Genomic DNA, 23569 nt, shown 5'->3' with positions numbered 1-23569 from the left:
TCGGAGAGATCCCCATGCACCTCCGCTTCCGCCGAAACCGCAAGCCAGCCCCCGCCGCCGTGCCCGCGCCCACCTGCGTACCACCGGCCTGCGCGGACCTGACCGCGCTGCCGCGCCTGTTCTCACCACTGATCGCCGAGCTCATGGGCGCCTTCTGCCACACCCGCCGCCTTGCCGCACTGGCCCAGGACGAGCAGTGCACGGCCGAATACCAGATGGCGGCCCGCTCGGTCATCCACCACGTACTGGAGGGCTGGCAGCACCAGACCGGCGGCCACGGCACGATAGACGACCTCCTCCTCCAGCCCCGCCGCACCCGCCCTGCGGGAGGGCCTCCCGTCCACGCCGCGGACTCCCCGGTCGCCCGCGAGCACCGCATCGCGTCCTGAGCACACGTCACCGCACGCCGCACGCCCACGTTGAACCAGAAGAGCGAGGGCGACACCGCGTCAAGAACAGATGAGCGACACGGGAGATGAGCACGTGGAACGTGTAACGGAGCGCTACGCGAGGGGACTAGGGTGGTGCCGCGCTGCTCCGTGCGTTCACCCGAGCACGGGAGGCGGCCTCTCGGACACGACGAAGGCCCCGCATGGCTTCAGGTCGGCACAACCTGAATTCACGCCACGGGGGGCCGAGTCGGTGCGAGGAAGCTCAAGGACGAACAGGTCTCGCACACACGAGACATACAGACACACAGAAAGAAAGGTCTCGCTGCGATGCAGCGTACCCGTATCCGTCCCCTGGGACACAACAAGCTCCGCCAGACGCGGGCCGTGTCAGCTCCGGCCCCCTGGCGAACCCGCGTATGCCGATGGGCATGCGGCCGCGCTCCGGCCCCCTCAAGGAGGGCTGGATGACGTAGCCAACTAAAGGGGCGGATCCTGCGGCGCCTTCCCCAGGCCATCCGCTGCCGTCCCTGGCCATGAGGCCCGGTCCCCACCGGGCCATCCGGCCGAACTGCCACCGCCATCTACCAGGGCCAAACCCCTGTCAGGCGAAGTGTCCGAGCCTCCCCAGGCCGGACAGATCAGGTTCTCCACGAACCAGAAGCACCCGTCACCGGGGCTCCGTTTTCCCCAAAGCGCGAGCTTCGAAGACAGGAGACATAATGCAGCACGCGTCGGCGTGCCGCCACATCAACCTGACGGCATGCCCCGATGTGTCCAAGACCGTCCCGGTCACGGACACCTCGCTTCACCACACCGCCGCAGCAGGCAGCGAAGTCGGCCCCGCGCACGGCACCGCAGCGCGCGGGTGCCCGAGCCGCGCGGCCAACGCCCCGGTGGTGCTGGCAGGGACGTTGGTTCCTGCCCCCGAGCAGGAAGTGACCCGAACCAGGTCGCGGCGGTCCGGGCCGCGCCGATGGCTGGCCTCGGTCGAGTGGCTGGTGGGCGCCGGCCTGCACCCGCGTGCGTCCCAGACGACGCTCACGGTCGCCGCCGACCTGGCGCAGCGGATGGACTTCGATACCGGGCACGTTCGGTACGGCCTGGACGCGATGGTGAGCCGCCTCGGCGTGTCCCGGGCCACCATCACGCGGCATGTGTCCTACCTGCGGCAAATGGGCTCTCTGGCGTGGGTTGAGCACGGCAGCCGCACCAACATCCGGGCAGCACTCCGCCTCGGCGGGTATGCCGGCACTGCGACCGTCTACGCCGCGGTCATCCCGCCCGTCTACGACCGGGCCCTGGGCCACCGCCTCGTCGGCACCGGGTACACCGCTCGAGTCATCGTGGACCTCCGTCACCAGCCGAAACCTGTGGATAACCCTGCTGTGGACAACCCGGGCACCTGCCCCCCTGAGACCCCTTCCCTCACCTTGGTTAAGAAAGAGAGCCAGGTGAAGGTAGAGATAGGTAAAGGATCTTCTACCGCGCAGGCGCGGCCAGCCGAACATCCACCTCGCCGCCGAAAGAAGCGAAGGCTGACGATTCTGGGGCACCGCATCACGGCGCCGCGGATCGAGCGGGCACGGCGGATGGCGGTGTCGGTCCGCCCGTTGGTCAACTGGATCCAGGGCGCCACCCACAACGAGCTGTCGTGGGTACTTCTCGACTTGATCGCCAAGGACTGGTCACGGCCCCAGATCGCGCGCTGGCTGCACCAACTCGGGCAGGAACTTGGGGTACGCGGCTGGCGGCCCCGCTCCCCGCACCGGGTCATCGCCGCGGCGCTGCTTCGGCAGGATCAGGCGGAAACGCGCAGCGCCGACGCATACGGGCCCGACTACGACGAGGCGCTGCGACACAGTGCCAGCCCCAATGACGAGTTCCAACAGGCATGCCAAACGGTGAAGGACGTGCCCTCGCGGTCGTGCGGCGAGGAATACCCCTCGCTCGAGGAGGTACCGGAGGATGCCTGGGACCTGACCGAGCTGCGGCAGGCAGCAGCATCAGACCGGACGCACGTGCTGACGTATGCACGGCTGTGCGGTGAAAGCGAGGCGGTACGGGTCTATGGCACAGCGGCCGTCGCTGCCCTCGAGAATGCCTTGGAGATGGCCAGGGCAGGTTTTCGTGCGCCGTCGACATGACCGAGCGGCCCTGCGCCTTGATGCGGTCGACCGTGCCCCAACCGTCGTCCGGCCGAAGTCCTAGTCCAACTACGCCTCCGTCGGCACCACACACTGAGGCGGAGGATCGCCCTCTTGGTGGGCCGTAGGTGGACGACTCCGACAACTCGGCGAGCGTGCGGGCCAGACACCACGAGGCAAGCGGGACGTTCAAAAGCACGGCCTACCAGAGGTACAAGAATGAGCTGTCAGCTGGTGAGCGCCTGTCCGTGGGCGTCGATGGATGCAGGCAACATCCGCAGCCGTTCCATGAGATCACCCGCGACGGGTCCGCCGACACCGGTGAGCATGCCGTTCAGGTGCCAGAGTCGGGTCCGAGCGGTGGAGCGGAGGCGAGTGGCGGGGACGCGGTCGAGCACGTCGTGGGCTCGCTGGACCGCGTCCTGCGGGGCGCTGGTGGATTCTGCCTGAGCGAGGGTGAGGGAGGCTGCGGCCCAGCTGGGGGTGTCGGCGGCGCATGCGGCGAGGGATGCCTCAGCGCTGGTGCGGGCTGCGGCGGTCCGACCGAGGACGACGAACGCGTCGGCCTGGTGGAGGGCGAGTTCAGCGGCATCGAAGCCAAACCGCCCAGGTGCCTCAGCCCGTGCGGCTGCTTCGAGTTCGTTGAGAGCTGTGGCGAGAGCGTGGTCGGCGTCGTCGCCCCGGCCGGCGGCCGCGAGGGCGGGCAGCAGGGCCCAGGCATGGAGTTGGGCACGCACGAGCCCTTCAGGCGCTGCGGCGGCTCCGCGTTCGGCGTGCTCGACGGCGGCCGTGATGCGCCCGCAGCTGCGGGCGACCATGCTCTGTGCGCCGGAAGCCCAGGCTTCGAGGCGCCGCTCACCGGCGCCCGCACCGTAGGCCGCCGCAGCGGTGAGGTGTACGCGCGCACCGCTGACGTCGTCCAGGTGGTAGGCGAGGTTGCCCAGCAGAGCGGAGAGCCAGCCCACCTGCCGTAGCACCCCGGTGTTTGCGTGACCGCTCTTCACCACGGGCGTCAGGAGCTGGCGGACATCGCGGACTTGTACGAAGAGGGCGTGTGGGGGGTGCTTGCTGTAGTTGAGGGCGAAGTGCTCGACGACCGCCTCGGCCAGATCTACGACGAGCGGGCCGCCCTCTGGGCTCTCCAGGAGCGCGAGGCGGACGCTCTCGGCTACCGCTGGCAGTCCCGCGTCGGTGGTCATCCGCATCGACTCCTGTCCGTCCGGGCCGTGCCCGTCGTCGGTGGCGGTGTGGGCCCGACCGTACCGGATCACGACCGAGTCCCAGGGAACGCGACGGCGGTCCAGGGCGAGCTGGTCGGGCCGGGCGCCGTACACGGCGCACAGCATCACGGTGTACTCGTCATCGGGCCACTCATCGTCGTGTTCCCAGCGGCAGAGCCGGGCATCCGTCAGCCCGCGCGGCCGCAGGCCCGCGGCGCGGTAGAGGTGCGCGATCTCGGTGATGGTCTGCGCTCGTGACCAGCCGAGCGCTAGCCGCTGTGCGGGCCGACGTCCCCGCCGTGCGACGAGAGGAACGGGTAGATGCACGGTCCCGTGTGCAGGAAGGACAGCACCACGCTGGACGTTCCGATCCACATGTGCGGTACGAACGCCTCTCCAGGAGCGAAGCTGTTCTGGCAGGACGTGCAGTAGGCCGGCTGCCACCCCGCTCGCTCTCGTGCCTTAACCGTCGCGTGCCGCAGGGTCAGCGATGTCTCGCAGGGGCCAGTGCGGCAGATCACGCAGTCCGTGACGTGGTCGTTCCAGTCGAGGTATGCGGCCAGTGCCTGCCCCTGGATCGCGTGGCAGGGCCTACAGGCGTGAGGGTGCCATGTGTCGGTGCCGCCGAGGCTCACGCCCTTGCCGGGCGCGAGCACCGTCGGGCACCAGGTGCAGACGTAGCCCGAGCGCTGCTCAACGGTGAGCGTGTTCTCAGGAGGCGCGAGGAAGATGCGTACGGCGTCGGTCACGTCGCGCATCACTGCCGCCTGCCGGTGGCGAGGCGAGCGGCGTGGACGGCGCTGAGCAGGCGGGCGCCCTCGGTGCAGTCGGCCAGGATGCCGATGTGCCGGCGAGGGCAGGTGTCGAGGTGCGCGCGGTAGACCCCGTACAGCGTTTCGGCGCGCGTCACGTCCTGGTCGGTGGCGGTCATGGTTCGACGGTCCTCAGGGTGTCGGCGAGCGTGAGCAGCGCGCGCAGGCGGGCGGTGGAGCACAGGTTTCCGGGGTGGCGCGGGGGCACGACCCAGTGCGTGATCATCGAGAGGTTGCCGATGCGGGGGATGACGAGGAAGCTGCCCTTGCCGAGGCGCTGTTCCTCGCCGTGCCACTCGGCTCCTGGTGCCACGAGTACGTAGTAGTCGCCGCTGGACGCCCGCAGGTCGCGGACGACCGGCCCGCACAGCCAGTCGTCGAGGGCGGCGGCCACCGTCTTCGGGTCTTCGCTGCACACGGAGCTGTGGATGCGCGACGCCGGGACGCGTACCGCGTCGAACCGCACGCCGAGCGGCAGCAGGGTGACGCCCCGGGTGGCCCATTCCGCCACTGCCTCGCGGGGGTTGGGGTGGGCGCGGGCGAGCCAGTCGGCGATGGCTCCTCTGTCGGGTGTCTGCTCCCGTGCGCTGCTTCCCGGGTCTGGCCGGGGGCCCTTATCGTCGGTCACGTCGGCTCCTTGCTAGTCGGCCATGCCCCGGGGCCGGTAGCTCGGCCGCCGGGGTCGCGCCGTTCGCCTGACGACGCATGACCTGCATCGGTAGCGTTGCCGGTACGCAGAGCGAGCAAAAGATCCACACTGTCCGCTGCTGTCCGCGCTGCTGCGGACAGGGCGGACACGCGGGAGTGCAGATGAGCGATTCCTTCGGCGAAGCACTACGCCGTATCAGGGGTAGCCGCAGCCTGCGCGACGTGGCCGCGCTCGCATCCTGCGGGAAGTCGTACATCAGCGATCTGGAGAAGGGCCGTCGGCACCCCGCACCGCAGACCGCGCGCGCCCTCGACGACGCCCTCGGTGCGCACGGGGAACTCATCGCCCTCGCGGACACCCGCCCCGGTACGACTGTCCTCGAACAGGCCGACGCTCTTCAGCGCGGCTTGCACGATCTCCTCGCCGCAGGCCCCCTTACAGACAGTTCCCTCGAGGAGGTCGAGTGGGCGGTGGATCGGCACGGACGGGGCACTCGCTACCGGCCTGAGGGCCAACACCTTCCCGAACTGCTCGCCGACTTCCAGGACTTGCGTGTCCTCCTCACACACCGGCACACCACCCCGGCCCGCCGCCGCCTCCTCGTCGCCGCGGCCCGCATGTCCGGACTGACGGCCCTCACCTTCCTCAAGATCGGCGACGGGCGGGCAGTGTCCTGGTGGCGGACCGCCCGCAAGGCCGCCGCGGCAGCCGACGATCGAGCCACTCTGTCGTGGGTGTATGCGCAAGAGGCGTACCAGGCCTACTACGGCGGCGACTTGTACGGGGCCGTCGAACTGACGGACAGGGCGCAGCGCATCGCCAGTGGCATGCCGTGCGTTGGTCCTCCACTCGCCGCGCCGCTGGAGGCGCGCGCTTACGCGCGGCTCGGAAACGGCGAGGCAGCGATGCGGGCCCTGGTGGCGGCGGAGACCGCGCTCGAGAAGCTCCCCGATGCCGAGAGGATCGGATCCGCGTTTGGGTACAGCGAGTCCCAACTGCGGTTCCACGCGGGCGACGCTCTCACCCACCTCGGCGAGACTGCCCGTGCTCGCGAGGAACTGGCCAGGGCCGCAGCCTTGTACCCGATGTCCGAGCAGATGGACCGAGCCCTGGTCGCCCTCGACACCGCGATGTGCACTGCCCTCGAGGGGGACCCGGCCGCCGCTGCCGATCAGGCGGCCCACACCATCATCGAGTTGGAGCCCGACCACCGCACCGCGCTGATCCTCTACCGCGCACGGGATGTCATAACTAGGGTGCCGCCTGGTGCACGGGAGGTGCATGAGGTGCGGGCGCTGCGCGAGATCCTGGCACTGCCCCCGAGGACGACGGAGCGCGGGCGTGGAGATCAGCACGGCGACGGAGAATGACGCAGAGGTCATCTCGGTGATCCTCGGAGAAATCGAGGAGTACTACGGCGGTGCCCCAGCGCCCGGCGACCTGGGGCAGATACGGACTGCGCTGTTCGACGAGCGGCCAGTGGCCCACGTGCTCTTGGCCCGCGACGGGGGCGAGGTGCTCGGTCTCGCCTCGTACTCCCTGCTGTGGCCAGCGGCCGGAGCAGACACCAGCCTGTACCTGAAAGAGCTGTACGTCAGGGCGTCGGCACGGCGTCGCGGGGTGGCCCGCGCGCTGATGGCCGCGCTGCGGGATGACGCGGAGAGGCTTGGCTGCTCCCGGATCGAGTGGACTGCGGACACCGACAACCCGCCCGCGATGGCGCTGTACAAGGCGCTGGGCGTGCAACCACACGGTGGCAAGGCCTTCTACCGAACGAACACGAGATGAGTCCGGAGCAAGCTTCTCTGTGGGGCCAACACGGCTGCCTGTAGTGGCGCATCGTCCTGCCCGACCGCGCAACCCTGCGAATCGGACGGCTGGACCTGGCCTCGCTAAACCGCCGGTGGGCGGGAAAACTGCGGACACACGGCGGCGCAAGCGGAGGGGGCGGTGTCTGTGGGCAGTACCGAGTCGGCGCTCAAGCGGGCCCGGGTGGCGCGGAACATGACGCTGGAGGAGGCCGCCGATACCCTCAACATGATCACCGGCGGTGCGACGGACGCGAGTTTGATGAGCGCGTGGGAGTCCGGCCGACGCCGTACGGGCAAGCGGAACCGGGCCGGGCTGTGTCAGGTGTACAGGGAACGCCCCGAGGTCCTCTTCGCCCACCAGGACGGCGCGGCCACCAGCGTGCTGGAGACCTCCGGCACGGCCGTGGTAGTCAAGGTGCTCGCCCGCTGGACGGATCTGGTCGAGGCGATGGTGGGCGTCGTCGCCGGGGCCCGTGAGCAGCTGATCGTCACTGGCTCGCGGAGCCGGGAGAAGGCGTATCTGGCAGCGATCGAGACGGCCGTGGCCCAGCACCCGGACCTGATCCACTACCGGGTGCTCTACGGGCCACCACGGCACCCTGCGCTCGCCGACCACCTCACGCGACTGCTGGAGCTGCGCGATCCGGCCGCACGCCGCAACGGCGTCAAAACGCTCCACATCGGGATGGTGGAGTCGGCCGAGGCGCTGGAACGCTTCTTCGTCGCCTCCGAGACCGCCGCGGTGGTGCCACTGCCGTCCTTCCACGGCGCGGAGGGGTTCGACTGCGGCGTCCTCCTCAGCCGCGAGGCGGCGGTGGGGCTGGTCCACCATGGACGGGAGGCGTGCGCCTCCGCGCGGCCGGTGGAAACGACGGAGGCCGTTCGCGCACTGCCGGTGCGGCACAACTGACACATGGTGGGGAGAAGCATTGAGCGAGAACCTTCAGCAGGCGGCCGGGGCCCGCGCGGCATCCGTGGCCGAGCTGGCCCAGGAACTGATCCGCCGTCCCAGCCGTGCCGGGATCGACGACTACGGGCCCGTCCTTGGCGTGCTGGAGGACTGGCTCTCCACCCGCGACCTGCCGCACCGGCGCCTGCACGACGACGCCGGAAAGCTGGTCGGGCTGCTGGTGGAGATCCCCGGCGGGCGGCCGGGCTCCTGGTGGACGCTGGACGCCTGCGTAGACACCGCCCCCTACGGCGAGGAGACCGCCTGGTCCTTCCCGCCGACCTGCGGCGACATCGTCGACGGCTGGCTGCTGGGCCGGGGTGCGGCCGACTCCAAGCTCGCCGCGGCGATGTTCTGCCACATCGCTGCCGACCTCGCGCCCCGCGCCGCGGACCTGCACGGCGGGCTCGCCGTGCTGCTGGACGTCGACGAGCACACCGGAGATTTCGGCGGCGCTCGCGCCTACCTCGCCGACCAGAACGCAGCCCACCCGGCCGGAGTGATGATCGGCTACCCGGGCCTGGACGACGTGGTGGTCGGCGGCCGGGGACTGTGGCGGGCCACTATCGCTGTGCACGCCCCTTCCGGCCACTCCGGGTCCAGCCGCACGGTCGTGGGGGCGATCTCCCGCGCCGCCCACCTCGTGCGCCTCCTGGACGCAGCCGAACTGCCCGGTGTGGATGAGGGGTCCGGGTTCCCGCTGCCGCCGAAGCTGTCGGTGACGTCCTTCCACGGCGGCCAGGGCTTCTCGGTCACCCCGGACCGGTGCGAGCTGAACGTCGATGTGCGCACCACCCCGGCCTTCGACGCTCACGACGCCGAGACGCTGGTCCGCAAGGCGGTCACCGAGCTGGACGCGGAACTGCCGGCCCCGAAGCCGACGGAGATCAGCCCGGTGGCCACCTGGCCGCCCTTCCGCCTGGCCGAGGACGAGCAGCCCGCCGCCGCCCTGCTGGGCGCCGCAGTCGACGCCGGGCTGACGGTGCGGGCGAAGACCGCGGGCCCGTCGAACATCGGCAACCTGCTGGCCGGGGTGGGCAAGGGTATCCCGGCGACCGCCGGGTTCGGCCTGGCGTACGAGGGACTGCACGGCATCGACGAGCGCGCCCGCCTCGCGGAACTCCCCACGGTGTACGCCGTCTACCAGCGGGCCGTGCTCAACCTTCTCCAGGCGGGCTGACGGGTCCCAGACGCGTCCCAACTTGCTCCCAGATCTACTCCCAGCAAGTCCCCAACTCCGCCTCTGGGAACAGATCTTCGGTCGCGGTGACATGGAGGCAGCACACCTCCACATCCAACCGACGACAAGGGAGGCCGGCCATGGCCGAGCAGACCACCGTCACCACCAAGTCCGCCGCGTCCAAGCCCAGCACCGCGCCGAGCGGCGGCGGTTTCGCGCCGCAGATCAGCGCCCACCCGGTGGCCACCCTCACCCAGGGCCGCCAGACGTTCAACGACTCGGACAAGGACAACTACTTCGAGGGCTGACAAGCCCGCAGGACCTGACCGAGCACCCCGGGGGCCGGCCGCATGGCGGCCGGCCCCCGGGCACGTCACAGGGGAGGCGAACAGATGGAACGGGAGTGGATGACCGGCGGCACCGCCGCCGGGAACGGAACAGAACTCGAAGGACTCGACGGGGTCCGGCGAGCCCCGCGTGCGCGGGTGCGGACGGTTTCCCAAGGACCGGTCAGCCTGGCGGTGGTTGGCGACTTCCAGGTCACCGAGCAGGAGCTGCACGCCGCTCTGTCAGCCGTGCGCGCGGGCCGGTGGACCGAACTGACCCGGTGGCCGGGCTCGTACTGGGTGGTCGCGGACAACGGGCAGTACCGCTTCGTCTGCGGGGACCTGGCCGGCATCCGGGCCGTCTACTACACGCTGCGCAGCAAGGGCACGGCGTGGGCGACCGCGGCCAGCCGTCTCGGTCGCCCGCTTGCGCCGGACCTGCCGCTGTTGGCGGCCCGGCTCACAGTCGGCGAGCACCACTGGCCCCACCTCACCGTCTACGAGGAGATCCGCCTCGTACCCGGCGGATTCGGCCTCCTGCTCGCGCCCGGAGCACCGCCACGACTCATCGACATCAGCGGTGTCGAGCCGGTGGCCGAGCTGCACGAGGGCGCCGCCCGGTTCGGGCAGGCGCTCACCGACGCCGTCCAGCACCGCGTCGAGACCGCGGCCGGTGCGGTGGGGGCGGACCTGTCCGGCGGCCTGGACTCCTCGGCGTCCGTCGTCCTCGCCGCCAAGGCCGGGCGCGTGCACGCCGTGACCTACACCGACGCCTATACCAGCGGCGAGGACATGGCCTACGCCGCCCGCGTCGCCGAGCACGCCGGCATCACGCACACGGTGGCTGCCGGCAGTGACGAGCAACTGCCGTTCGGCTTCCCGGCCGGGCAGCCGACCGGGGAGGAGCCGGTGCTGGATGCGGCGATGTACGCGATGGACGCCTGCTACCTAGATCCGGTGGCCGGGCTGCCGCTGCATCTGACCGGGCACGGCGGGGACATCGTGCTGGACGCCTCCAGCTCCTGCTGGGTCCGCCTGCTGCAGGACGGCCGCCGCCGCGAGGCCCACCGCCAGGTCGTGGCCTTCACCCGGCTGCGCAACACCGCTCCGGGCCCGTACTGGAAGGCTCTCAAAGAGGCCGCCGCCCTCGGCCGGTCCGGCTCCCTCGACCGCGCCGCCCAAGCCCTGGAGCGTGCCCCCGTCACTGCGGATGCCGCGGTGAACGGCTGGTCATGGTGCCGTCTTGGGGCGGGAGCGTCATGGCTGACCGAACACGGCCGCCACCAGGTCGCCGCACTCCTTCGGCAGGCCGCCAGCGACCAGCAGCCGGAGCGCGCGGACGAGTTCGACCAGTGGGCGGCTCTGCGGTCGGTGGGCGCCTCCGCCCGCGGCTGGGCCCCGTGCGCTGACGCACTCGGCGTGACGCCGGTGTACCCGTACCTCGACAACCAGGTCGTCCGCGCCGCGTTCGCCGTCCCGGCCCATGCCCGGCGCGGGCTGATGACCTACAAGCCGCTGCTGCGGGCCGCGCTCCCGCAGCTACCCGACTGGCTGACCTCCCGCCGCTCGAAGGGCTCGTTCACGGCCCAGCGCATCGCCGGGCTCGCCCGCCACCAAGACCGGCTCGACGAGCTGATCGCATCGAGCCCGCTCGTCGATGACGCGCTCATCGACCTCACGGCCGTCCGCTCTACTCTGGCGCAGGCGGCCCGCGGCCAGAGCGCCACACTGATCGCCGACCTGCACCAGCTGACCGTGGCCTGCTGGTGGCTGACCGGCCAGAACACTGCGCTGGAGACGCCATGCTGACCCCCGCCGACCACATCCACCACGCCACCGACCAGTACGGCACAGCGGTGCTCGACACCCGGCGAGGCACGTGGCTGATGCTCGATGGGGACGCCTCCCGGATCTGGCAGGCCATCACCGTCCGCGGCGGCACGGCCGGGCTCGCCGACGAGATCGCCGTGCCCACCGGCCAGGACCCGCGGACCATCGGCGGCCGGATCGCCGCGTTCGTCGACGAACTGGTGGACGCCGACGTGCTCATCGACACCGACCGCAGGCGGCGGAGGTGGCATCGATGACGGTCATGGTCCCCGCCGCCCGGCCCACTGCGCCGTGGCGCGACCGCATGGTGGCCGCCGTCGCGCTCGCGCTCTCCCTGACGCTGAGCCGACTGCCCCTGCGCTGGCAGATCGCCGCAGTCCGGCTGCTGCACGGCCTGCCGTACGCACGACTCGCCCGCCTCGAAGCCCTCTCCACAGCGGTACAGGCGGTGATTCCGCCGTGGTGGCCGGGGCGAATCGCGTGCATGGAGATCAGCCTCGCCACCGTCATCGCGACCGCCCTGACCGGCCGCCGGGCCCGCTGGGTGCTCGGCGCCCGGTTCCTGCCCGACGCCGCCCACGCCTGGGCCGAAGTGCCCGAAGGGGCAGTCGGCCGGGACATCGGCGACGCGGTCGACCGGCCGTGGATGCCGGTCCTGTCCGTGCCGTAGACGGCCCCGGGGCTGCCGTGGTCCGGGGCTAGCACGAGCCTCCCCATCCCGGACCACGGCCTCACTCGAACGGGTGAAAACTCGGTGGTGTTGCTGACCTTCGATCGGGGCGACCAGGGGCGATACGGAGCGCGAGGCACAATCCCGTTGCCCGCCCGCTCGGTTCGGCTCCCTGATGGGGCTCGTGAGTTCTTCCGAATCCTCCACGCCCGACGCCATGAGCCAGCCGCCGGTCATGCGCCTGGCCTCCGACCGGCACTTCGAGGCGAGTGCCAACCTGTCCACGCGGGCAATAGCTCGCCGCCTGCCCCGCACGCTCGGACAGGCCGCCCGGCTCGGCTGGCGCACCGACCGCCGCGCCGTTGTGACCCTGCTCGCCTGCCAGATCGGCGCTGCCGCGCTCACCGCGACCGCGCTCGCGGCCACGACCCGGGTGCTGGCCGCCGTGTTTACCGCTGACGACATCGCCGCCGGGCTGCACGAGAACCTGACCGCCGTGATCGTGCTCGCCCTCTCCTCTTCTGGGCGCTATCTGCTGGACGCCGCCGCCCGGGCGTCCGCTGCCCAGCTCGCGCCGAAGGCCGTACGCGAGGCGGACCTTGAGGTCATCACCGCCGCCGAGGCCGCCGAACTTGTCGCCTACGAGGACCCGGACTTCGAGGACGCCCACGCCGCCGCCTCCGACGGCGCGGAGAAGACCGGCGACCTCATCCGCGACGCCCAGCTCCTGACTTCCGCCGCAGCACAGATGGCCGCTGCGGCAACGGTCGTCACCGTGCTGCACCCGGTGATGCTGCCCCTGCTGCTCGCGTCGGTCATCCCCTGCGCGTGGGGCGCCGTACGGGGAGCGCGGATCGAGCACACCGCGCACCACCGCAACCTCGCCGACTCCCGCCTGCGCAACGTCTTCCGCTCCTACACCACCGAGCGGAACACCGCCGATGAGGTCCGCGCAGGCACCATGGGCGGCTTCCTCATCCGCCAGTACCGCATCGTCTCCGGCCGCCTGGAAGCCGAACAACTCAAGGCGACGCGCCAGGCCCTGGTGGTACAGGGCATCGGCGACGCGCTCACCGCGGTCGGTACCGCCGCGACCTGGGGCGTGCTCGTGCTGCTCGTATCCACCGGGCGCATGGAGCTGGCCGCCGCCGGGGCCGCGGCTTTGGCCGTGCGGACCTCCGGGGCAGCCCTGGCCACAACAGTGCGGGCCGGAGCCCGGCTGTTCCGCACCTCCCTGTCCCTGGACGACTGGGCCCGCTTCTTGACCGTGGCCAAGCCGTGGACAACTCGCCGCGGCACCACCCAGGTCGCCGACGACGGACCCCAGCTCATCACCGCCACGGACGTCTCCTTCACCTATCCCGGCGCCGACCGGCCCGCGCTGGACGGCGTCAGCTTGGACCTCAAGCGCGGCGAGGTCATCGCGCTGGTCGGCGAGAACGGCGCCGGCAAGACCACCCTCGCCAGGGTGCTGACGGGGCTCTTCCTCCCCACCACGGGCTCCGTGCGGTGGGACGGCGTGGACCTGGCCGACGCCGACCCGGCCAGTGCCCTCGCCAAAGTCGCGCTGGTCCCACAGGACTACACACGCTGGCCACTGGCCGCCCGGGAGAACATCACCCTCGGCCAGCCCCGCCCCGAAGGCGACGCTGCCGTCCATATTGCCGCCGAGGCAGCAGGCGCTGACACCGTCATCGCCGCCCTGCCCAACGGCCTGGACACCTCGCTGGCCCGCTCCTGGTGGGGAGGACACGACCTCTCCGGTGGGCAGTGGCAACGCGTCGCGGTCGCCCGCGCCTTCCACCGCGACGCCCCCGTGCTGGTGATGGACGAGCCGACCGCCGCACTCGACGCCCGCGCCGAGCACCGGATCTACATGCGGCTCAAGGCCCTCGCCGCTGGGCGGGCGACAGTGTTCATTACCCACCGTCTGGCCAACACCCGCCTCGCCGACCGGATCGTCGTGCTCGACCAGGGCCGTATTTCCGAGGCGGGCACCTACGACGAGCTGATCGACCGAGCCGGGTGCTTTTCTGAGATGTTGAAGTTGCAGGAGGATCGGGACTGATGCGTGCTCGTCTGCGACTACCGGGTTCGGAGAGACTCGACCGTCCGGCGGCGCCTGGCCTAATCCGCTCGGCCTGGACCGCCGACAAATTCCGTGGGACTCGATTGACAGCGCACCGGCGCACGCGGGGTAGCCGGAACGGGCAGGGCCAGGGCCCGGAGCAGCACGCCGCCCGGCGGGAGCGTCCGTCCTCGTGGGAAGGACCTTGTGAACAGCATGCCCGCGCTCCGGCTGCACGCCGCGAACCACCACCTCACCCTCGTCTCCAACAGCGACACCGTCACGGACTACAACCGCCGCTACTTCGGCTCCTGGTGGAAGGCGTTCGAGGTCCCGTCCGCCTCCGCGTGGACCGGGCCCCTGCTGGCCGCCGACGTCGACCACGACGCGTACACCAGGCTGCGCGACCTGGTCGAACTGTGCCCGCACGAGAAGACCGCCTACGCCCGAGCCCAGACGCTCGTCGCCCACGACGACACCGGCACGATAACCGCCGTCAGCCCCACCCCGCAGCTCGCGTACCAGCACCACACGGCCGCCGGCCGCCTCACCGTCCACGGCCCCGACGTCGACCAGGTCGCTCTGGCGTCGGCCCGCATCGCCCGCGACGCGCTGCGCGGACTGCTCTGGCCGACGGCTGGGCCCTGCTGCACGCTTCGGCCGCCGTCCGCGACGGGCAGACCGTCCTGACCTTCGGCTCCAAGGGCGCCGGCAAGACCACCACCGCGCTTGCCCTGGCCAACCGCGGCTGGCAACTGCTGGGCAACGACCGCATCTTCGTCCGCCCCACCCCGGCCGGACAGCTGGACGTTCTGCCCTGGCCCTCGGCCGCCGCGATCGGCCTCGGCCTCCTCGACGCGCTCGGCTGGTTCGACATCGCCCGCAGTCGCGTTCAGGCCGGTCAGGCCCTGCACCCCACGCAGCACCTCGACGTCACCCGCACCTTGCTCGAGGACCGGCGCAGGCAGGCGGCTGTGGGAGCCGGACGGGCACCGGGAGAGGAAGGTGCAGGTCTTCCCCGACCAGTTCGCCACGTGGTTCGGCCTCGACCTCGCCACGGAGGGCCGGGCCGCGACGGTCCTGTTCCCGGAGATCGACCCCGCGGCCGCCCCGGCCGTCACCGATCGGAGCCGCTCGCTGGGAGAGGGCGACTTCTTGCACGGCGCGACCGAGGACCGCTACCCCGACATCCTCGGCCTCGCGCCCACCGGCAGCGGCAGCGACCATGCCCGCCAGGCCGTCGCCGCGCACCTGGCCGAACTGCCGCACCACAGCGTGCGGCTCGGGCACGACATGGACGCGAACGCCGACTTCCACGCCGCCAACCTCACCACCGGTGCCACCCTGCTCGACTGGGAGGGCTGGGGCATGGCCCCCCGCGACTACGACGCCGCCATGCTCTACGCCTACGCCCAACTCGTGCCAGCAACCTCCGGACGCATCTACCGCGAGCTCAAAGAACTCCTGGACACCCCCCAAGGCCGTGCGGCCACCCTGGTCGTCTGCGCCGAGCTGCTGCAGTCCGCATCCCGCGGCGACCACCCCGACCTGACGCCGAAACTAGCGGTCGCCGGACTGGTCGGCATCACTCCGGACTACCTGTCACAGATCGAACGCGGCCTCAAGGTCCCCTCCCTTCCGATTCTGTACGCCCTCGCGCAGGAACTCGGCGTCCCGACCGCAGCCCTGCTCTCCGAACAGCCGCCGCCCGAGGGGGAGACGGCCGACAGCCCCGAGACCGCGGTGGGCCGCGCGCTCCTCGGCTACGGGCCGGCGCGCAGCGCCACCCCTGCGACCGCAGGCGCGCTGAGGGACCGGGTGGAGGCCGCGTGGCACAACTGGCAGACCAGCGGCGAGCGGTTCACCAGAGCCGCCGAGACGCTGCCCGAACTGGTCGCCGACGTGGAGCACGCCCTGCGCACGGCACGCGCGGGCGCCGAAACCGCCGAACGGCGCGCTGTCTTGCGCACCGCGGCCGATCTGTACTGCTTGCTCCGTTCATACCTGCGTCGCACTGGCCGCGTCGACCTCGCCACCCTCGCAGCCGACCGAGCGATGCGGGCCGCCGAGGACGCTGACGACCCGCTTCGCATTGCCACCGCACAGTGGAACCTTGGCCACGTGCTCCTCGCCGCCAACCAGCCGGCCGAGGCGGAGGAACTGGCGCTGCGGGCGGCCGAGCAAGTCGCCACCGCTCAACTGCCGGAGGTGGAGCGCCAGGCGATGGGCGGCGCGCTCCAACTGGTGGCCGTACTCGGGGCGGCCCGACGGCGCCGCTGGTGGGAGGCGCGAGAACGGCTGGTCCAGCAGGCGGCCCCCGCGGCGCGCGCGGTGCCCGACGACAGCAACGTCGGCTGGACAGTGTTCGGGGCGACGAACATCGCCCTACACGCCCTGTCCATCGAGATGGAGGCAGGAGAGACCGGCGAGGCCCTGCACACAGCGGACGCCATCGACATCAGCGGACTGCCGTCGCTGGAGCGGGAGTTCACCTTCGGCCTGGAAGTGGCGGCCTGCCACAGCCAGCGCCGAGACGACGCCGCCGCGCTTCTCTCCCTGCTCAGCCTGGAAGCCGTCGCCCCGGAAGACCTCGCCCGCACGCCGCTGGCCCGGCAACTGGTGCTCACGGTGATCCGCCGGGCCCGAGCGATGCACGCACGGCAAGCCGAGCAACTTGCCGTACGGATGGGCCTCGTCTAGCTGGCGAGCCTGTGGTTCACCCGAACTGTCAGTCCGGGTGAACCCGGCAGGGACTGCATACGGTCACACGTGTGAGGCAGATCACCATGACCGTGAGGGTGTCCCGATGACCACGCTCAACGACAGACAACGGATCACCGAATGGCTCGCCAGGGCCGACCCCAACCCGGTGGCGGTCTATGGAGCATGGTCGGAACATGGCGTGGCCCTGCTCCCTCTCGGGCGCCGCTTCGACGCCGTCCGTGTCCCCGCCCAACGAGTCCACGCCGCCGTGGGCAGCAACGACCCGCAAATAGTCGCCTCCTCCCTGCGCGACTGGCTCGAAGGCCCGGTCATCCGGGACCTCCGGAGCAGCATGGGCCCGTACTACGTGCTCATCTCACCAAACGCCGCCGCGTGGGACGGCGCGGAGGAGCGCCTCAGCACGGACACCTACCTCGGCGTACCCCGCCCCGGCCAGCTATCCCTGCAGGCGCACTGGGTGGTTCCGCTCGCGGCGCCTGGTGACCTGTGCGATCCCGCGTACCTGAGCGCGCTGCTCGCGACCTCCGAGTCCCTGAAGGCGGCCGAGCTGTGAAGGACGAGACCGCCTGCGAGGTGCACGTGAGCGCCACGATCCAGCGGTGCGGCAAGGCTCTGGACCTGGTCGACCCGAACGATCCGTCCATGGTGCAGGCCATGGTCGACGCGCTGTTGGTGGACCTCAGCACGCTCTACACCTCCGAGGTGCTGCAGCGCTCCACGCACCCCGATGTTCAGGACCAGATGCGGCGCGCAGGCCGATTCCTTCTCGAGAATTCCAGCCCGCGCCTGACGCAGTCCGCATACGACCATCTGCGAGAACTGGCCTGGCAGGTGCGCTGCCTGGCACACATGCACCGCAGCGAGCAGGACAAGCAGAGCGCCGGGCGGGAGGAAGTGCCGTGAGCGCGACGGGCCGGCACCGGGCGCCCCGCGGCGATCCCGTGGAACGACTGCTGTACGGGGTCAGCTCACTGATGGGGCTCGGCGCCGTCGTGCTGCTGTGCGCCGTCGTGGACGACGAAACGCAAAGGGTCCACCAGCAAGCTGACGGACCCTCATGCAAGATCGAGGCTAGTGCCAGTTGCGCTCGCACTCGATGATCTTGCCAGCTGAGTTGGCGTGACAGGCCCGTGCCTGCACATACCGGGTCAAGTTGCGCGCATAGTATTTGTGGCTGTACTGGGGTCCCGGTTCGCCCCTAGCGCAGTCGAGGGCACCGCCGACCGGGCGGTAGTGCCAGTGGCCCGCCCACTCTCCCGGCTTCTCGGAGATCTCGTAGCGGATCTGGATAGTCGCGCAGTAGCCGTCGGTTGCCCTGTCCCACACCTTCCCTTGAATCCACACTTCGCCGTTGTTCTGCCAGTAGATCTCGGTCTCCTGCTCAACACCGCCGGCATAGCTCTTCGCGGTTCGGTGGGCCCACCCGTCGGGCGCTCCCTGCTGGGTCCGTGCCCAGTCGTCCGTGTCGTGTGCCGAGGCCGGGGTCGTGAAGATGAGCACTGTGCTGAAGGCTGCGGCCAGCAGCCCGAGTATGCGTCGCTTCATGGATCCCTCTCATCCGGTACGCCTGAGCCCCTGCGGCCCGGCCCCAGTAGGCCACGCAGGGCGGGAGAACCCAAGAAGGTTCGGATGTGCCCGAACCTGCACTGCGACGAGCGTTCACGGCCGCATATAGGCCGTGTTGAGGAGGTCGAGCCCAACGTGGGTGGGGCTGTGAAGGGCCCTGTTGCGGTCCCGCACGGTGTGGATCAATCCGGCCCGGCGCAGTGTGGTGGCGTGTTCGCTGGCGCTGGCTTTGGTCACGCCCACCATGGCGGCGAGTTGCGTGTTGGAGCAGCCGGGCTGCTGAGCGATGGTCACGAGAACAGCGGATCGGGTGTGCCCCAGCAGCGCGGCCAGAGCTGTTGCGATCTGTGGTGGCTCCATGGTCCATGGGGGAACTGCCGTTGCGGAGAGGGCAAGTCTGTGAAGCATTTGCCCCGTGGCGGCCGGGTAGATCAGAGCAGGTTGCGGTGCGTTGAAGGACGTGATCGCGGGGCCTTCCATCCCGAAGAATCCGGGTGCAAGCAGCAGCCCACGGCCCTGCAGATACAGGTCACCGTCCAGGCCGGACGACAATCCCACCTCCAGGACAGGCGGCCGCCATCGAATCCGGCCCGGGCATAAGGTGCCCAGCAGCGTGTCGATTCCCCCGGCGGCCAGTTGCCGGGTGCGCGTCGCCAGATCCGCCCTTGCCCATGCGCTGACCTGGTTCCAGCACGGAGCCAGCACACGCTCGTGGACGTGCTCGAGTTCGTCGCAGAACTGCTCCAGCAGAACGGGGTCATCCGGTAGCTGCCGTGCCCAAGCAGGGAGCTGGCGGGTTTGTGCGCCGTGCTGCAGGCTCTCTCTCAGTACGGTGCGAGGGGTGGAGCGGACCTGTGCCAGCAACTCCTGTGGCGTGCCTGCTCTGGAGTCAGCCACAAAAGCAGGCATCCAGCCGGCGCGTGGGATCAGGGCGAGCACCATGCGCGAGCCGGGAGACAGCTCTGCACGTGCCCGACCCCGCCACGCGCCAAGATGAACCGGATGGTCGTGCGCTTGGAGACGCCGTATGGCACTCGTCAGCTCGATCATCGGACGCGGGCCGTCGTCAGCGATCCGAATACGGGCCACATCCTGCAGCGTGAAGTGAATCCTGATGGTCAAACGTTCCCCCATTACAGACAGCCACGACCATCCTGGTCCCCGCGCCGGCAGCTCCCCAGAGGGAATCCGGTCAACAGACCCCTCCGGGTAGTGACCGACAGACTGAGTGGCGAAGAAGGAGAGATTCGCGCGCCACCTGACGATCGGCTCTATGGAGACCAACCGGCCCGGTCGGTGCCACCCGCCTGCTGCCGTAGTACTTCGGAGTCCTGCCTGCAACAGGTCGTAGATGCGAGAGTGGCGCAACCGATCGAACACGACGCACCGCGTCAAGCTGACTGGCCAAGCACCGCCTGAGCCACCGCCTCGGCATAGGGATCGAAGACACCTTCGGTATCTCCACCTGCGGCATCTTCCAGCAACTCCGCGAGCGGGCCGCGAAGCACCGCAATGTCAACGGGAGTCCCAGCCCGAAGTGACTCGACGGCACGGAGCAGCAGTTCGGAAGTCTGATCGGACTCAGACGAGCTCAAGACGGACCTCCATGGGAAGGGGGCAAGTTGACGCCCCTGTATCGTCCCAGAGCTTCCAAACTGAGGTTGGACCATAAAGCTCAAGCTCAGGGGAGGAACGTCACTGCCGGGAAGGCTGGGGAAGGCCCGTCGAGCAGGTGTCCCCGACGGCGGCGCAGATGCTTGTCGAAGAACGCGAGCGGGTATGCCTGCTGGATCTTCACCGCCTGGTCGGGATCGAGGGTGCCGATCACGTCCTGGAGCTGCTGCCTGCTCCATCCGAGCAGCTTCGCCACCTGGGGGAACAGCGCCTCATTGTCGCCGTACGAGACGTGGACGGCACCCTGGGCCTGGATGTTCAGCCGCCAGTCCCGAAGGTGCGACCAGAATGCGGCGACTGCGGGATCCGTGGCCCGGGTGAACTCGGCGGACATCATCATGAACGGCCGGTCCAAGTCGCCGGTCAGCGGCGGGTTCATCTGCATCGGGCTGTCGAGGCTCAGCCCGGCCCGGATGCGCTCGTCCGCGAGAGTGGCACAGGCGGTGGCCGTCCCGCCCTTCGACCAGCCGAACGCGCCCATGCGCCGCGGGTCGAGGGCGCCGAGCAGTCCGGCCGGCAGCTCCCTGTGATCGACGTCGGGATTGCCTCCGGCAGCGAGCTGCTCGACGCAGTCGAGGACGAAGCGCAGGTCGGCGGCGAAGTCCCCGGGCCGCGTCGGCGCCTGCTCGTCGTCGACCGGGACGGCGATCCGACCGTCGGGGAACTCGGTGTACGTGTCGTACTGGTGAGCCACCGTCACAGCCGCGTATCCGTGGCTGGCGAGCTCCTGGACCATGACGGTGTGATCGCCCTGGTGGCTGTGCGCGCCGTGCGAGAACATGACCACGGGCAGCCGTCGGCCCGGTTGCCGCACCGGAGCGCCCGCGTGGCCGGCAGAGAGCGGCCCCAGGGGGGCCAGATCGCTGAACCCGGCGTCGGCGAGGAACGCCTGAAGTGCGCCGGCCGGCATCCAGGGCGCCACCGGGTACCGCTGGACGTCCCGGGCGGGGTACCAGACGGTGGCCATCACCTCGCGGAAGTGCCCGGGGCCCGCAAGGTCGTCCGGACGCGACCGGTCGACGAGGTGCAGCTCGACCATGCCCACCGGGTGCGGCCCGGTGGGCACAGGCAGCATGAGCCGCGCCGTTGCCGAGCTGGCTGCGGCCCGGTCGGCGACGGCGGCAAGCGGCACGGTGGTCCCGGCGGCCAGGGCGGCTCCGAGCACGCTGCGGCGCGTCATGGCCTTCCGGCTGGTGAACGGCGTGGTGGTCATGGGCCCTCCCGTGGTGACGGAGCGTCAACCGTGCCGCGACGGCCAGTCCGTGGGCACCGAGGGAACGCTGTCACGGGCCCCTCCCGCACGGCATTGGCCCACCGTTTGATGTCTCGCGAGGGTATTGGCCCACGGGTGTACACCCTGGGGCTAATGCGGTCGGCCGTTCGTCCGGTCGCGAGGCCATCCAGATCACCTCGGGCTCGCGGTCCATCAGGGTTCCGGCGGTTCGCCAGGGCTGCCGGTCGCTACGACGACCAGTGAGGCACCCGCACGAGATCAACTGAGGATTGAGATCAGGCTCTCAGGCCAGGCCGGTCACGATGGAACTCCCTAATCACCCTGTGCTGTTGGCCCTCATTGCCGCCTCGTCGCGAGTATGTGGTCCGCTGGCACAAGGGCCTCCCATGCGTGCGTCGTACGGTGTACGGTCGCCCTCATGCGTGCAATTTTCGCGCATGATGATCGGGGCAGACGTATGCCTGTGCCGATAGAGACACCAGGTAGGTCAGCAGGAGGGAGCCGCTCGTGGCGCAAGCGCCTCGCCCGGCCCCGACGCCGGAACAGCGGTTGTTCGCCCGACGGTTACGCCGCCTGCGCGAGGACCTGGCGGGCATGAGCCTCGACTCCGCGGCTGGTGGGATCGGCGTGAGCACGGCCACGATCCGACGGATCGAGGGCGCGGAGCAGAGCCTGGACCTCGACCAGGTGGAGAAGCTGCTCGTCCTCTACGGGGTCAGCGGAGCGCGCCTGACCGAGATGAAGCGCACCGCCCAGGCCGCCGCGCGACCGGGCTGGTGGCACCAGAAGTATCACCGCGTCATGCCCCGTGACGTCCAGGAGTGGATCGGGCTGGAGAGCGCCGCCTCCTTGATCCGGATGTGGGCACCGGCCACCATCCCCGACCTGCTCCAGACTCCTGAATACGCCCGCGCCGTGCACCGCCGTCAGAACCCCCACGCTGCAGACAGCGACCTCGACTTGACCGTCGAGCTGCTGCGCCAGCGCCAGCGCCGCGTCGCCGAGCGCGGAACGCGCATCTGGGCCCTGATGTCCGCAGCCGCGCTCCACACCAAGGTGGGCTCCGCCAGTGTGATGCGAGACCAACTCCTGGCACTGCGCGGAATCCTGGAGCAGCCACTGCGCACCATCCAGATCGTGCCGCTGGGCAGCTTCCCGCATCCGCTCACCAACGCCCCGCCCGCCCGCCTGATCCGTCTCGGTGGAGGAGAAGCTGATCTTGGCGACTACATCGTCGTCGACCAGATCACCGGCACCACCATCGTCACCAAGCCGCGCGAGAGCGACACCTGGCGCCAGGCCATGGACATCACCTGCGTACAGGTACCGATCACCCTGCCCGGGAGCAGCATGCGCCCGAGCACCCTGACGCCCGAACTCACCGACCTCTGAGGAGCCCAGCCACATGAGCGACATAGCGCACAGCCCCGATCAGCCGGCCGCCGCTGACGGCGAAGTGAGCAGTGCACGTTTCTGGAACGCCGCCCAGGGGGGCAAGGACAACTACGAGCGCGACCGGCAAGCTGTCGCCGCGGTCGAGGCGATGGCGCCCGGCATCACCGCCGATGCCCGCTCCGCCCGCCAGTTTTTGCGCCGTACTGTTCGCTGGGCCGCCGCCGAGGCCGGGGTTACCCAGTACCTGGATCTCGGCGCCGGCCTTCCGCTGGAGCCGGACATTCACCAGATCGTCAGCCACCACCAGCCCGACGCGCGTGTGCTCTACGTCGACAACGACCCCGTCGTCCTGGCCCATCAGGGCGCCTACCAAGACCCGCCCCTGAGCAGCTACATCGACGCCGACATGCGCGACACCGACGTCATCATGAGCCACGTCACCGAGACCTTCGACCTCGCCAAGCCCGTGATGCTGACCTTCAGCAGTGTCCTGGGGCACTTCTCGGACGAAGAGGCACACGGCATCGTCGGGGGCCTCCTCGAGCACCTCGCTCCGGGCAGCTGCCTCATGCTCAGCCACGACATCCCGACGCCGGCCATCATCGCCGCGTGCGAGATCTACTCCTCAGCTCCCGGAGCCCTGCCCTACCAGCCCCGGACCATCGAGCAGCTGCTGCGGTTCTTCGACGGCATGGACATCGTCGAGCCCGGTCTCGTGCCGCTCTTCGAATGGCACCCGGACGACTCCACCGAGATCACGGAGGTCATGGGCTACGGCGCGGTCGGCCGCAAAGCCGCCTGTACGGCGGCCTAGTCGCATGTGCATAGAGCAACTTGTCGACTCTGCTACCCCAACGTGCCCTGATTCGACCCGAGTTGTGATCGATATCTTCTCAAAGGAGCTGGGAACTTGGCTGGCATATGC

The 23569-nt window shown here is 70.1% G+C and carries 24 protein-coding genes; 17 read left to right on the top strand and 7 right to left on the bottom strand.

The annotated features are described in order from the left end of the window. Positions 1-14 precede the first annotated feature (14 nt). A complete protein-coding gene (locus STRAU_RS07960) occupies positions 15-389 on the top strand; it encodes a hypothetical protein (protein WP_037658089.1) in 375 nt (124 codons plus the stop codon). Positions 390-1111: 722 nt separating this feature from the next. After that, entirely contained in the window at positions 1112-2536 is a 1425-nt protein-coding gene (locus tag STRAU_RS38880; protein WP_259299850.1) for a hypothetical protein, read from the top strand. 227 nt (positions 2537-2763) lie between these two features. Here STRAU_RS38880 and STRAU_RS42300 read toward each other — a convergent pair whose 3' ends face one another. The 4 genes from STRAU_RS42300 to STRAU_RS38875 are packed head-to-tail and all read right to left on the bottom strand — an operon-like array spanning position 2764 to position 5196. Beyond that, positions 2764-4083 (bottom strand): hypothetical protein, encoded by a 1320-nt coding sequence (locus STRAU_RS42300; protein ID WP_063890335.1) that lies wholly within the window; start codon positions 4081-4083, stop codon positions 2764-2766. Further along, entirely contained in the window at positions 4026-4514 is a 489-nt protein-coding gene (locus tag STRAU_RS07945) for a hypothetical protein (protein ID WP_016639746.1), read from the bottom strand. The genes STRAU_RS42300 and STRAU_RS07945 overlap by 58 nt, the downstream gene beginning before the upstream one ends. Next, positions 4514-4687 carry a hypothetical protein gene (locus STRAU_RS42880; RefSeq protein WP_016639745.1) on the bottom strand — a complete coding sequence of 58 codons (174 nt, stop codon included), beginning with the start codon at positions 4685-4687 and terminating at the stop codon, positions 4514-4516. The genes STRAU_RS07945 and STRAU_RS42880 overlap by 1 nt, the downstream gene beginning before the upstream one ends. Then, entirely contained in the window at positions 4684-5196 is a 513-nt protein-coding gene (locus STRAU_RS38875; RefSeq protein WP_259299849.1) for a hypothetical protein, read from the bottom strand. The genes STRAU_RS42880 and STRAU_RS38875 overlap by 4 nt, the downstream gene beginning before the upstream one ends. Before the next feature lie 242 nt (positions 5197-5438). On the opposite strand from STRAU_RS38875, the gene STRAU_RS07935 reads away from it, so the two are divergent. The 13 genes from STRAU_RS07935 to STRAU_RS07880 all read left to right on the top strand — a co-directional run bounded on the left by STRAU_RS07935 (position 5439) and on the right by STRAU_RS07880 (position 17678). Continuing rightward, a complete protein-coding gene (locus STRAU_RS07935) occupies positions 5439-6587 on the top strand; it encodes a helix-turn-helix domain-containing protein (RefSeq protein ID WP_259299848.1) in 1149 nt (382 codons plus the stop codon). Beyond that, complete coding sequence (locus STRAU_RS07930) at positions 6559-7005, top strand: GNAT family N-acetyltransferase (protein WP_016639742.1); 447 nt, start codon at positions 6559-6561, stop codon at positions 7003-7005. The genes STRAU_RS07935 and STRAU_RS07930 overlap by 29 nt, the downstream gene beginning before the upstream one ends. A gap of 162 nt (positions 7006-7167) precedes the next feature. Beyond that, positions 7168-7938 (top strand): helix-turn-helix domain-containing protein, encoded by a 771-nt coding sequence (locus STRAU_RS07925; RefSeq protein ID WP_259299847.1) that lies wholly within the window; start codon positions 7168-7170, stop codon positions 7936-7938. A gap of 19 nt (positions 7939-7957) precedes the next feature. After that, positions 7958-9157 (top strand): M20 family metallopeptidase, encoded by a 1200-nt coding sequence (locus tag STRAU_RS07920; protein WP_016639740.1) that lies wholly within the window; start codon positions 7958-7960, stop codon positions 9155-9157. 140 nt (positions 9158-9297) lie between these two features. Continuing rightward, positions 9298-9465, top strand: coding sequence for a hypothetical protein (locus STRAU_RS42295; RefSeq protein WP_016639739.1), 168 nt, complete (start codon positions 9298-9300; stop codon positions 9463-9465). 84 nt (positions 9466-9549) lie between these two features. Further along, entirely contained in the window at positions 9550-11292 is a 1743-nt protein-coding gene (locus STRAU_RS07915; protein ID WP_016639738.1) for an asparagine synthase-related protein, read from the top strand. Beyond that, the gene (locus STRAU_RS07910) at positions 11286-11570 is read left to right on the top strand and encodes a PqqD family protein (protein WP_016639737.1); all 285 of its coding nucleotides are present in this window, start codon (positions 11286-11288) and stop codon (positions 11568-11570) included. The genes STRAU_RS07915 and STRAU_RS07910 overlap by 7 nt, the downstream gene beginning before the upstream one ends. After that, on the top strand, positions 11567-11983 hold the full coding sequence (locus STRAU_RS07905; RefSeq protein WP_016639736.1) for a lasso peptide biosynthesis B2 protein: 417 nt from the start codon (positions 11567-11569) through the stop codon (positions 11981-11983). Before STRAU_RS07910 ends, STRAU_RS07905 begins: the two co-directional genes overlap by 4 nt. A 175-nt stretch (positions 11984-12158) precedes the next feature. Next, entirely contained in the window at positions 12159-14051 is a 1893-nt protein-coding gene (locus STRAU_RS07900) for an ATP-binding cassette domain-containing protein (RefSeq protein WP_037658088.1), read from the top strand. 216 nt (positions 14052-14267) lie between these two features. Continuing rightward, the gene (locus tag STRAU_RS44420) at positions 14268-14741 is read left to right on the top strand and encodes a hypothetical protein (RefSeq protein ID WP_063890333.1); all 474 of its coding nucleotides are present in this window, start codon (positions 14268-14270) and stop codon (positions 14739-14741) included. 315 nt (positions 14742-15056) lie between these two features. Then, complete coding sequence (locus STRAU_RS07890) at positions 15057-16751, top strand: transcriptional regulator (RefSeq protein ID WP_016639732.1); 1695 nt, start codon at positions 15057-15059, stop codon at positions 16749-16751. Between the two features lie 106 nt (positions 16752-16857). Next, positions 16858-17328, top strand: coding sequence for a hypothetical protein (locus tag STRAU_RS38870; protein ID WP_016639731.1), 471 nt, complete (start codon positions 16858-16860; stop codon positions 17326-17328). Beyond that, entirely contained in the window at positions 17325-17678 is a 354-nt protein-coding gene (locus STRAU_RS07880) for a hypothetical protein (protein WP_016639730.1), read from the top strand. The genes STRAU_RS38870 and STRAU_RS07880 overlap by 4 nt, the downstream gene beginning before the upstream one ends. A gap of 168 nt (positions 17679-17846) precedes the next feature. On the opposite strand, the gene STRAU_RS07875 is transcribed toward STRAU_RS07880, so the two are convergent. The 3 genes from STRAU_RS07875 to STRAU_RS07865 all read right to left on the bottom strand — a co-directional run bounded on the left by STRAU_RS07875 (position 17847) and on the right by STRAU_RS07865 (position 21228). After that, on the bottom strand, positions 17847-18320 hold the full coding sequence (locus tag STRAU_RS07875; RefSeq protein ID WP_037658110.1) for a hypothetical protein: 474 nt from the start codon (positions 18318-18320) through the stop codon (positions 17847-17849). Positions 18321-18434: 114 nt separating this feature from the next. Further along, the gene (locus STRAU_RS07870; RefSeq protein ID WP_106967844.1) at positions 18435-19463 is read right to left on the bottom strand and encodes an ArsR/SmtB family transcription factor; all 1029 of its coding nucleotides are present in this window, start codon (positions 19461-19463) and stop codon (positions 18435-18437) included. Positions 19464-20022: 559 nt separating this feature from the next. Then, positions 20023-21228: an alpha/beta hydrolase family protein gene (locus tag STRAU_RS07865; protein ID WP_016639727.1), complete on the bottom strand. Its 1206-nt coding sequence runs from the start codon at positions 21226-21228 to the stop codon at positions 20023-20025. Positions 21229-21756: 528 nt separating this feature from the next. Here STRAU_RS07865 and STRAU_RS07860 point away from each other — a divergent pair. Beyond that, a complete protein-coding gene (locus tag STRAU_RS07860; protein WP_016639726.1) occupies positions 21757-22641 on the top strand; it encodes a helix-turn-helix domain-containing protein in 885 nt (294 codons plus the stop codon). A 13-nt stretch (positions 22642-22654) separates the two neighbouring features. Continuing rightward, positions 22655-23458: an SAM-dependent methyltransferase gene (locus STRAU_RS07855; protein WP_016639725.1), complete on the top strand. Its 804-nt coding sequence runs from the start codon at positions 22655-22657 to the stop codon at positions 23456-23458. Positions 23459-23569 lie beyond the last annotated feature (111 nt).

The organism is Streptomyces aurantiacus JA 4570, from assembly GCF_000414115.1.
GTDB lineage: Bacteria > Actinomycetota > Actinomycetes > Streptomycetales > Streptomycetaceae > Streptomyces > Streptomyces aurantiacus_A.
The sequence above is the reverse complement of the archived record's forward strand: the minus strand, read 5'-3'. Positions and strand labels throughout refer to the sequence as shown.

Coding starts and splice junctions, on each gene's coding strand:
- STRAU_RS07960 (WP_037658089.1), top strand. CDS start 15: ATGCACCTCCGCTTCCGCCGAAACCGCAAGCCAGCCCCCGCCGCCGTG.
- STRAU_RS38880 (WP_259299850.1), top strand. CDS start 1,112: ATGCAGCACGCGTCGGCGTGCCGCCACATCAACCTGACGGCATGCCCC.
- STRAU_RS07945 (WP_016639746.1), bottom strand. CDS start 4,514: ATGCGCGACGTGACCGACGCCGTACGCATCTTCCTCGCGCCTCCTGAG.
- STRAU_RS42880 (WP_016639745.1), bottom strand. CDS start 4,687: ATGACCGCCACCGACCAGGACGTGACGCGCGCCGAAACGCTGTACGGG.
- STRAU_RS42295 (WP_016639739.1), top strand. CDS start 9,298: ATGGCCGAGCAGACCACCGTCACCACCAAGTCCGCCGCGTCCAAGCCC.
- STRAU_RS07915 (WP_016639738.1), top strand. CDS start 9,550: ATGGAACGGGAGTGGATGACCGGCGGCACCGCCGCCGGGAACGGAACA.
- STRAU_RS07910 (WP_016639737.1), top strand. CDS start 11,286: ATGCTGACCCCCGCCGACCACATCCACCACGCCACCGACCAGTACGGC.
- STRAU_RS07905 (WP_016639736.1), top strand. CDS start 11,567: ATGACGGTCATGGTCCCCGCCGCCCGGCCCACTGCGCCGTGGCGCGAC.
- STRAU_RS07900 (WP_037658088.1), top strand. CDS start 12,159: ATGGGGCTCGTGAGTTCTTCCGAATCCTCCACGCCCGACGCCATGAGC.
- STRAU_RS44420 (WP_063890333.1), top strand. CDS start 14,268: ATGCCCGCGCTCCGGCTGCACGCCGCGAACCACCACCTCACCCTCGTC.
- STRAU_RS38870 (WP_016639731.1), top strand. CDS start 16,858: ATGACCACGCTCAACGACAGACAACGGATCACCGAATGGCTCGCCAGG.
- STRAU_RS07875 (WP_037658110.1), bottom strand. CDS start 18,320: ATGAAGCGACGCATACTCGGGCTGCTGGCCGCAGCCTTCAGCACAGTG.
- STRAU_RS07865 (WP_016639727.1), bottom strand. CDS start 21,228: ATGACCACCACGCCGTTCACCAGCCGGAAGGCCATGACGCGCCGCAGC.
- STRAU_RS07855 (WP_016639725.1), top strand. CDS start 22,655: ATGAGCGACATAGCGCACAGCCCCGATCAGCCGGCCGCCGCTGACGGC.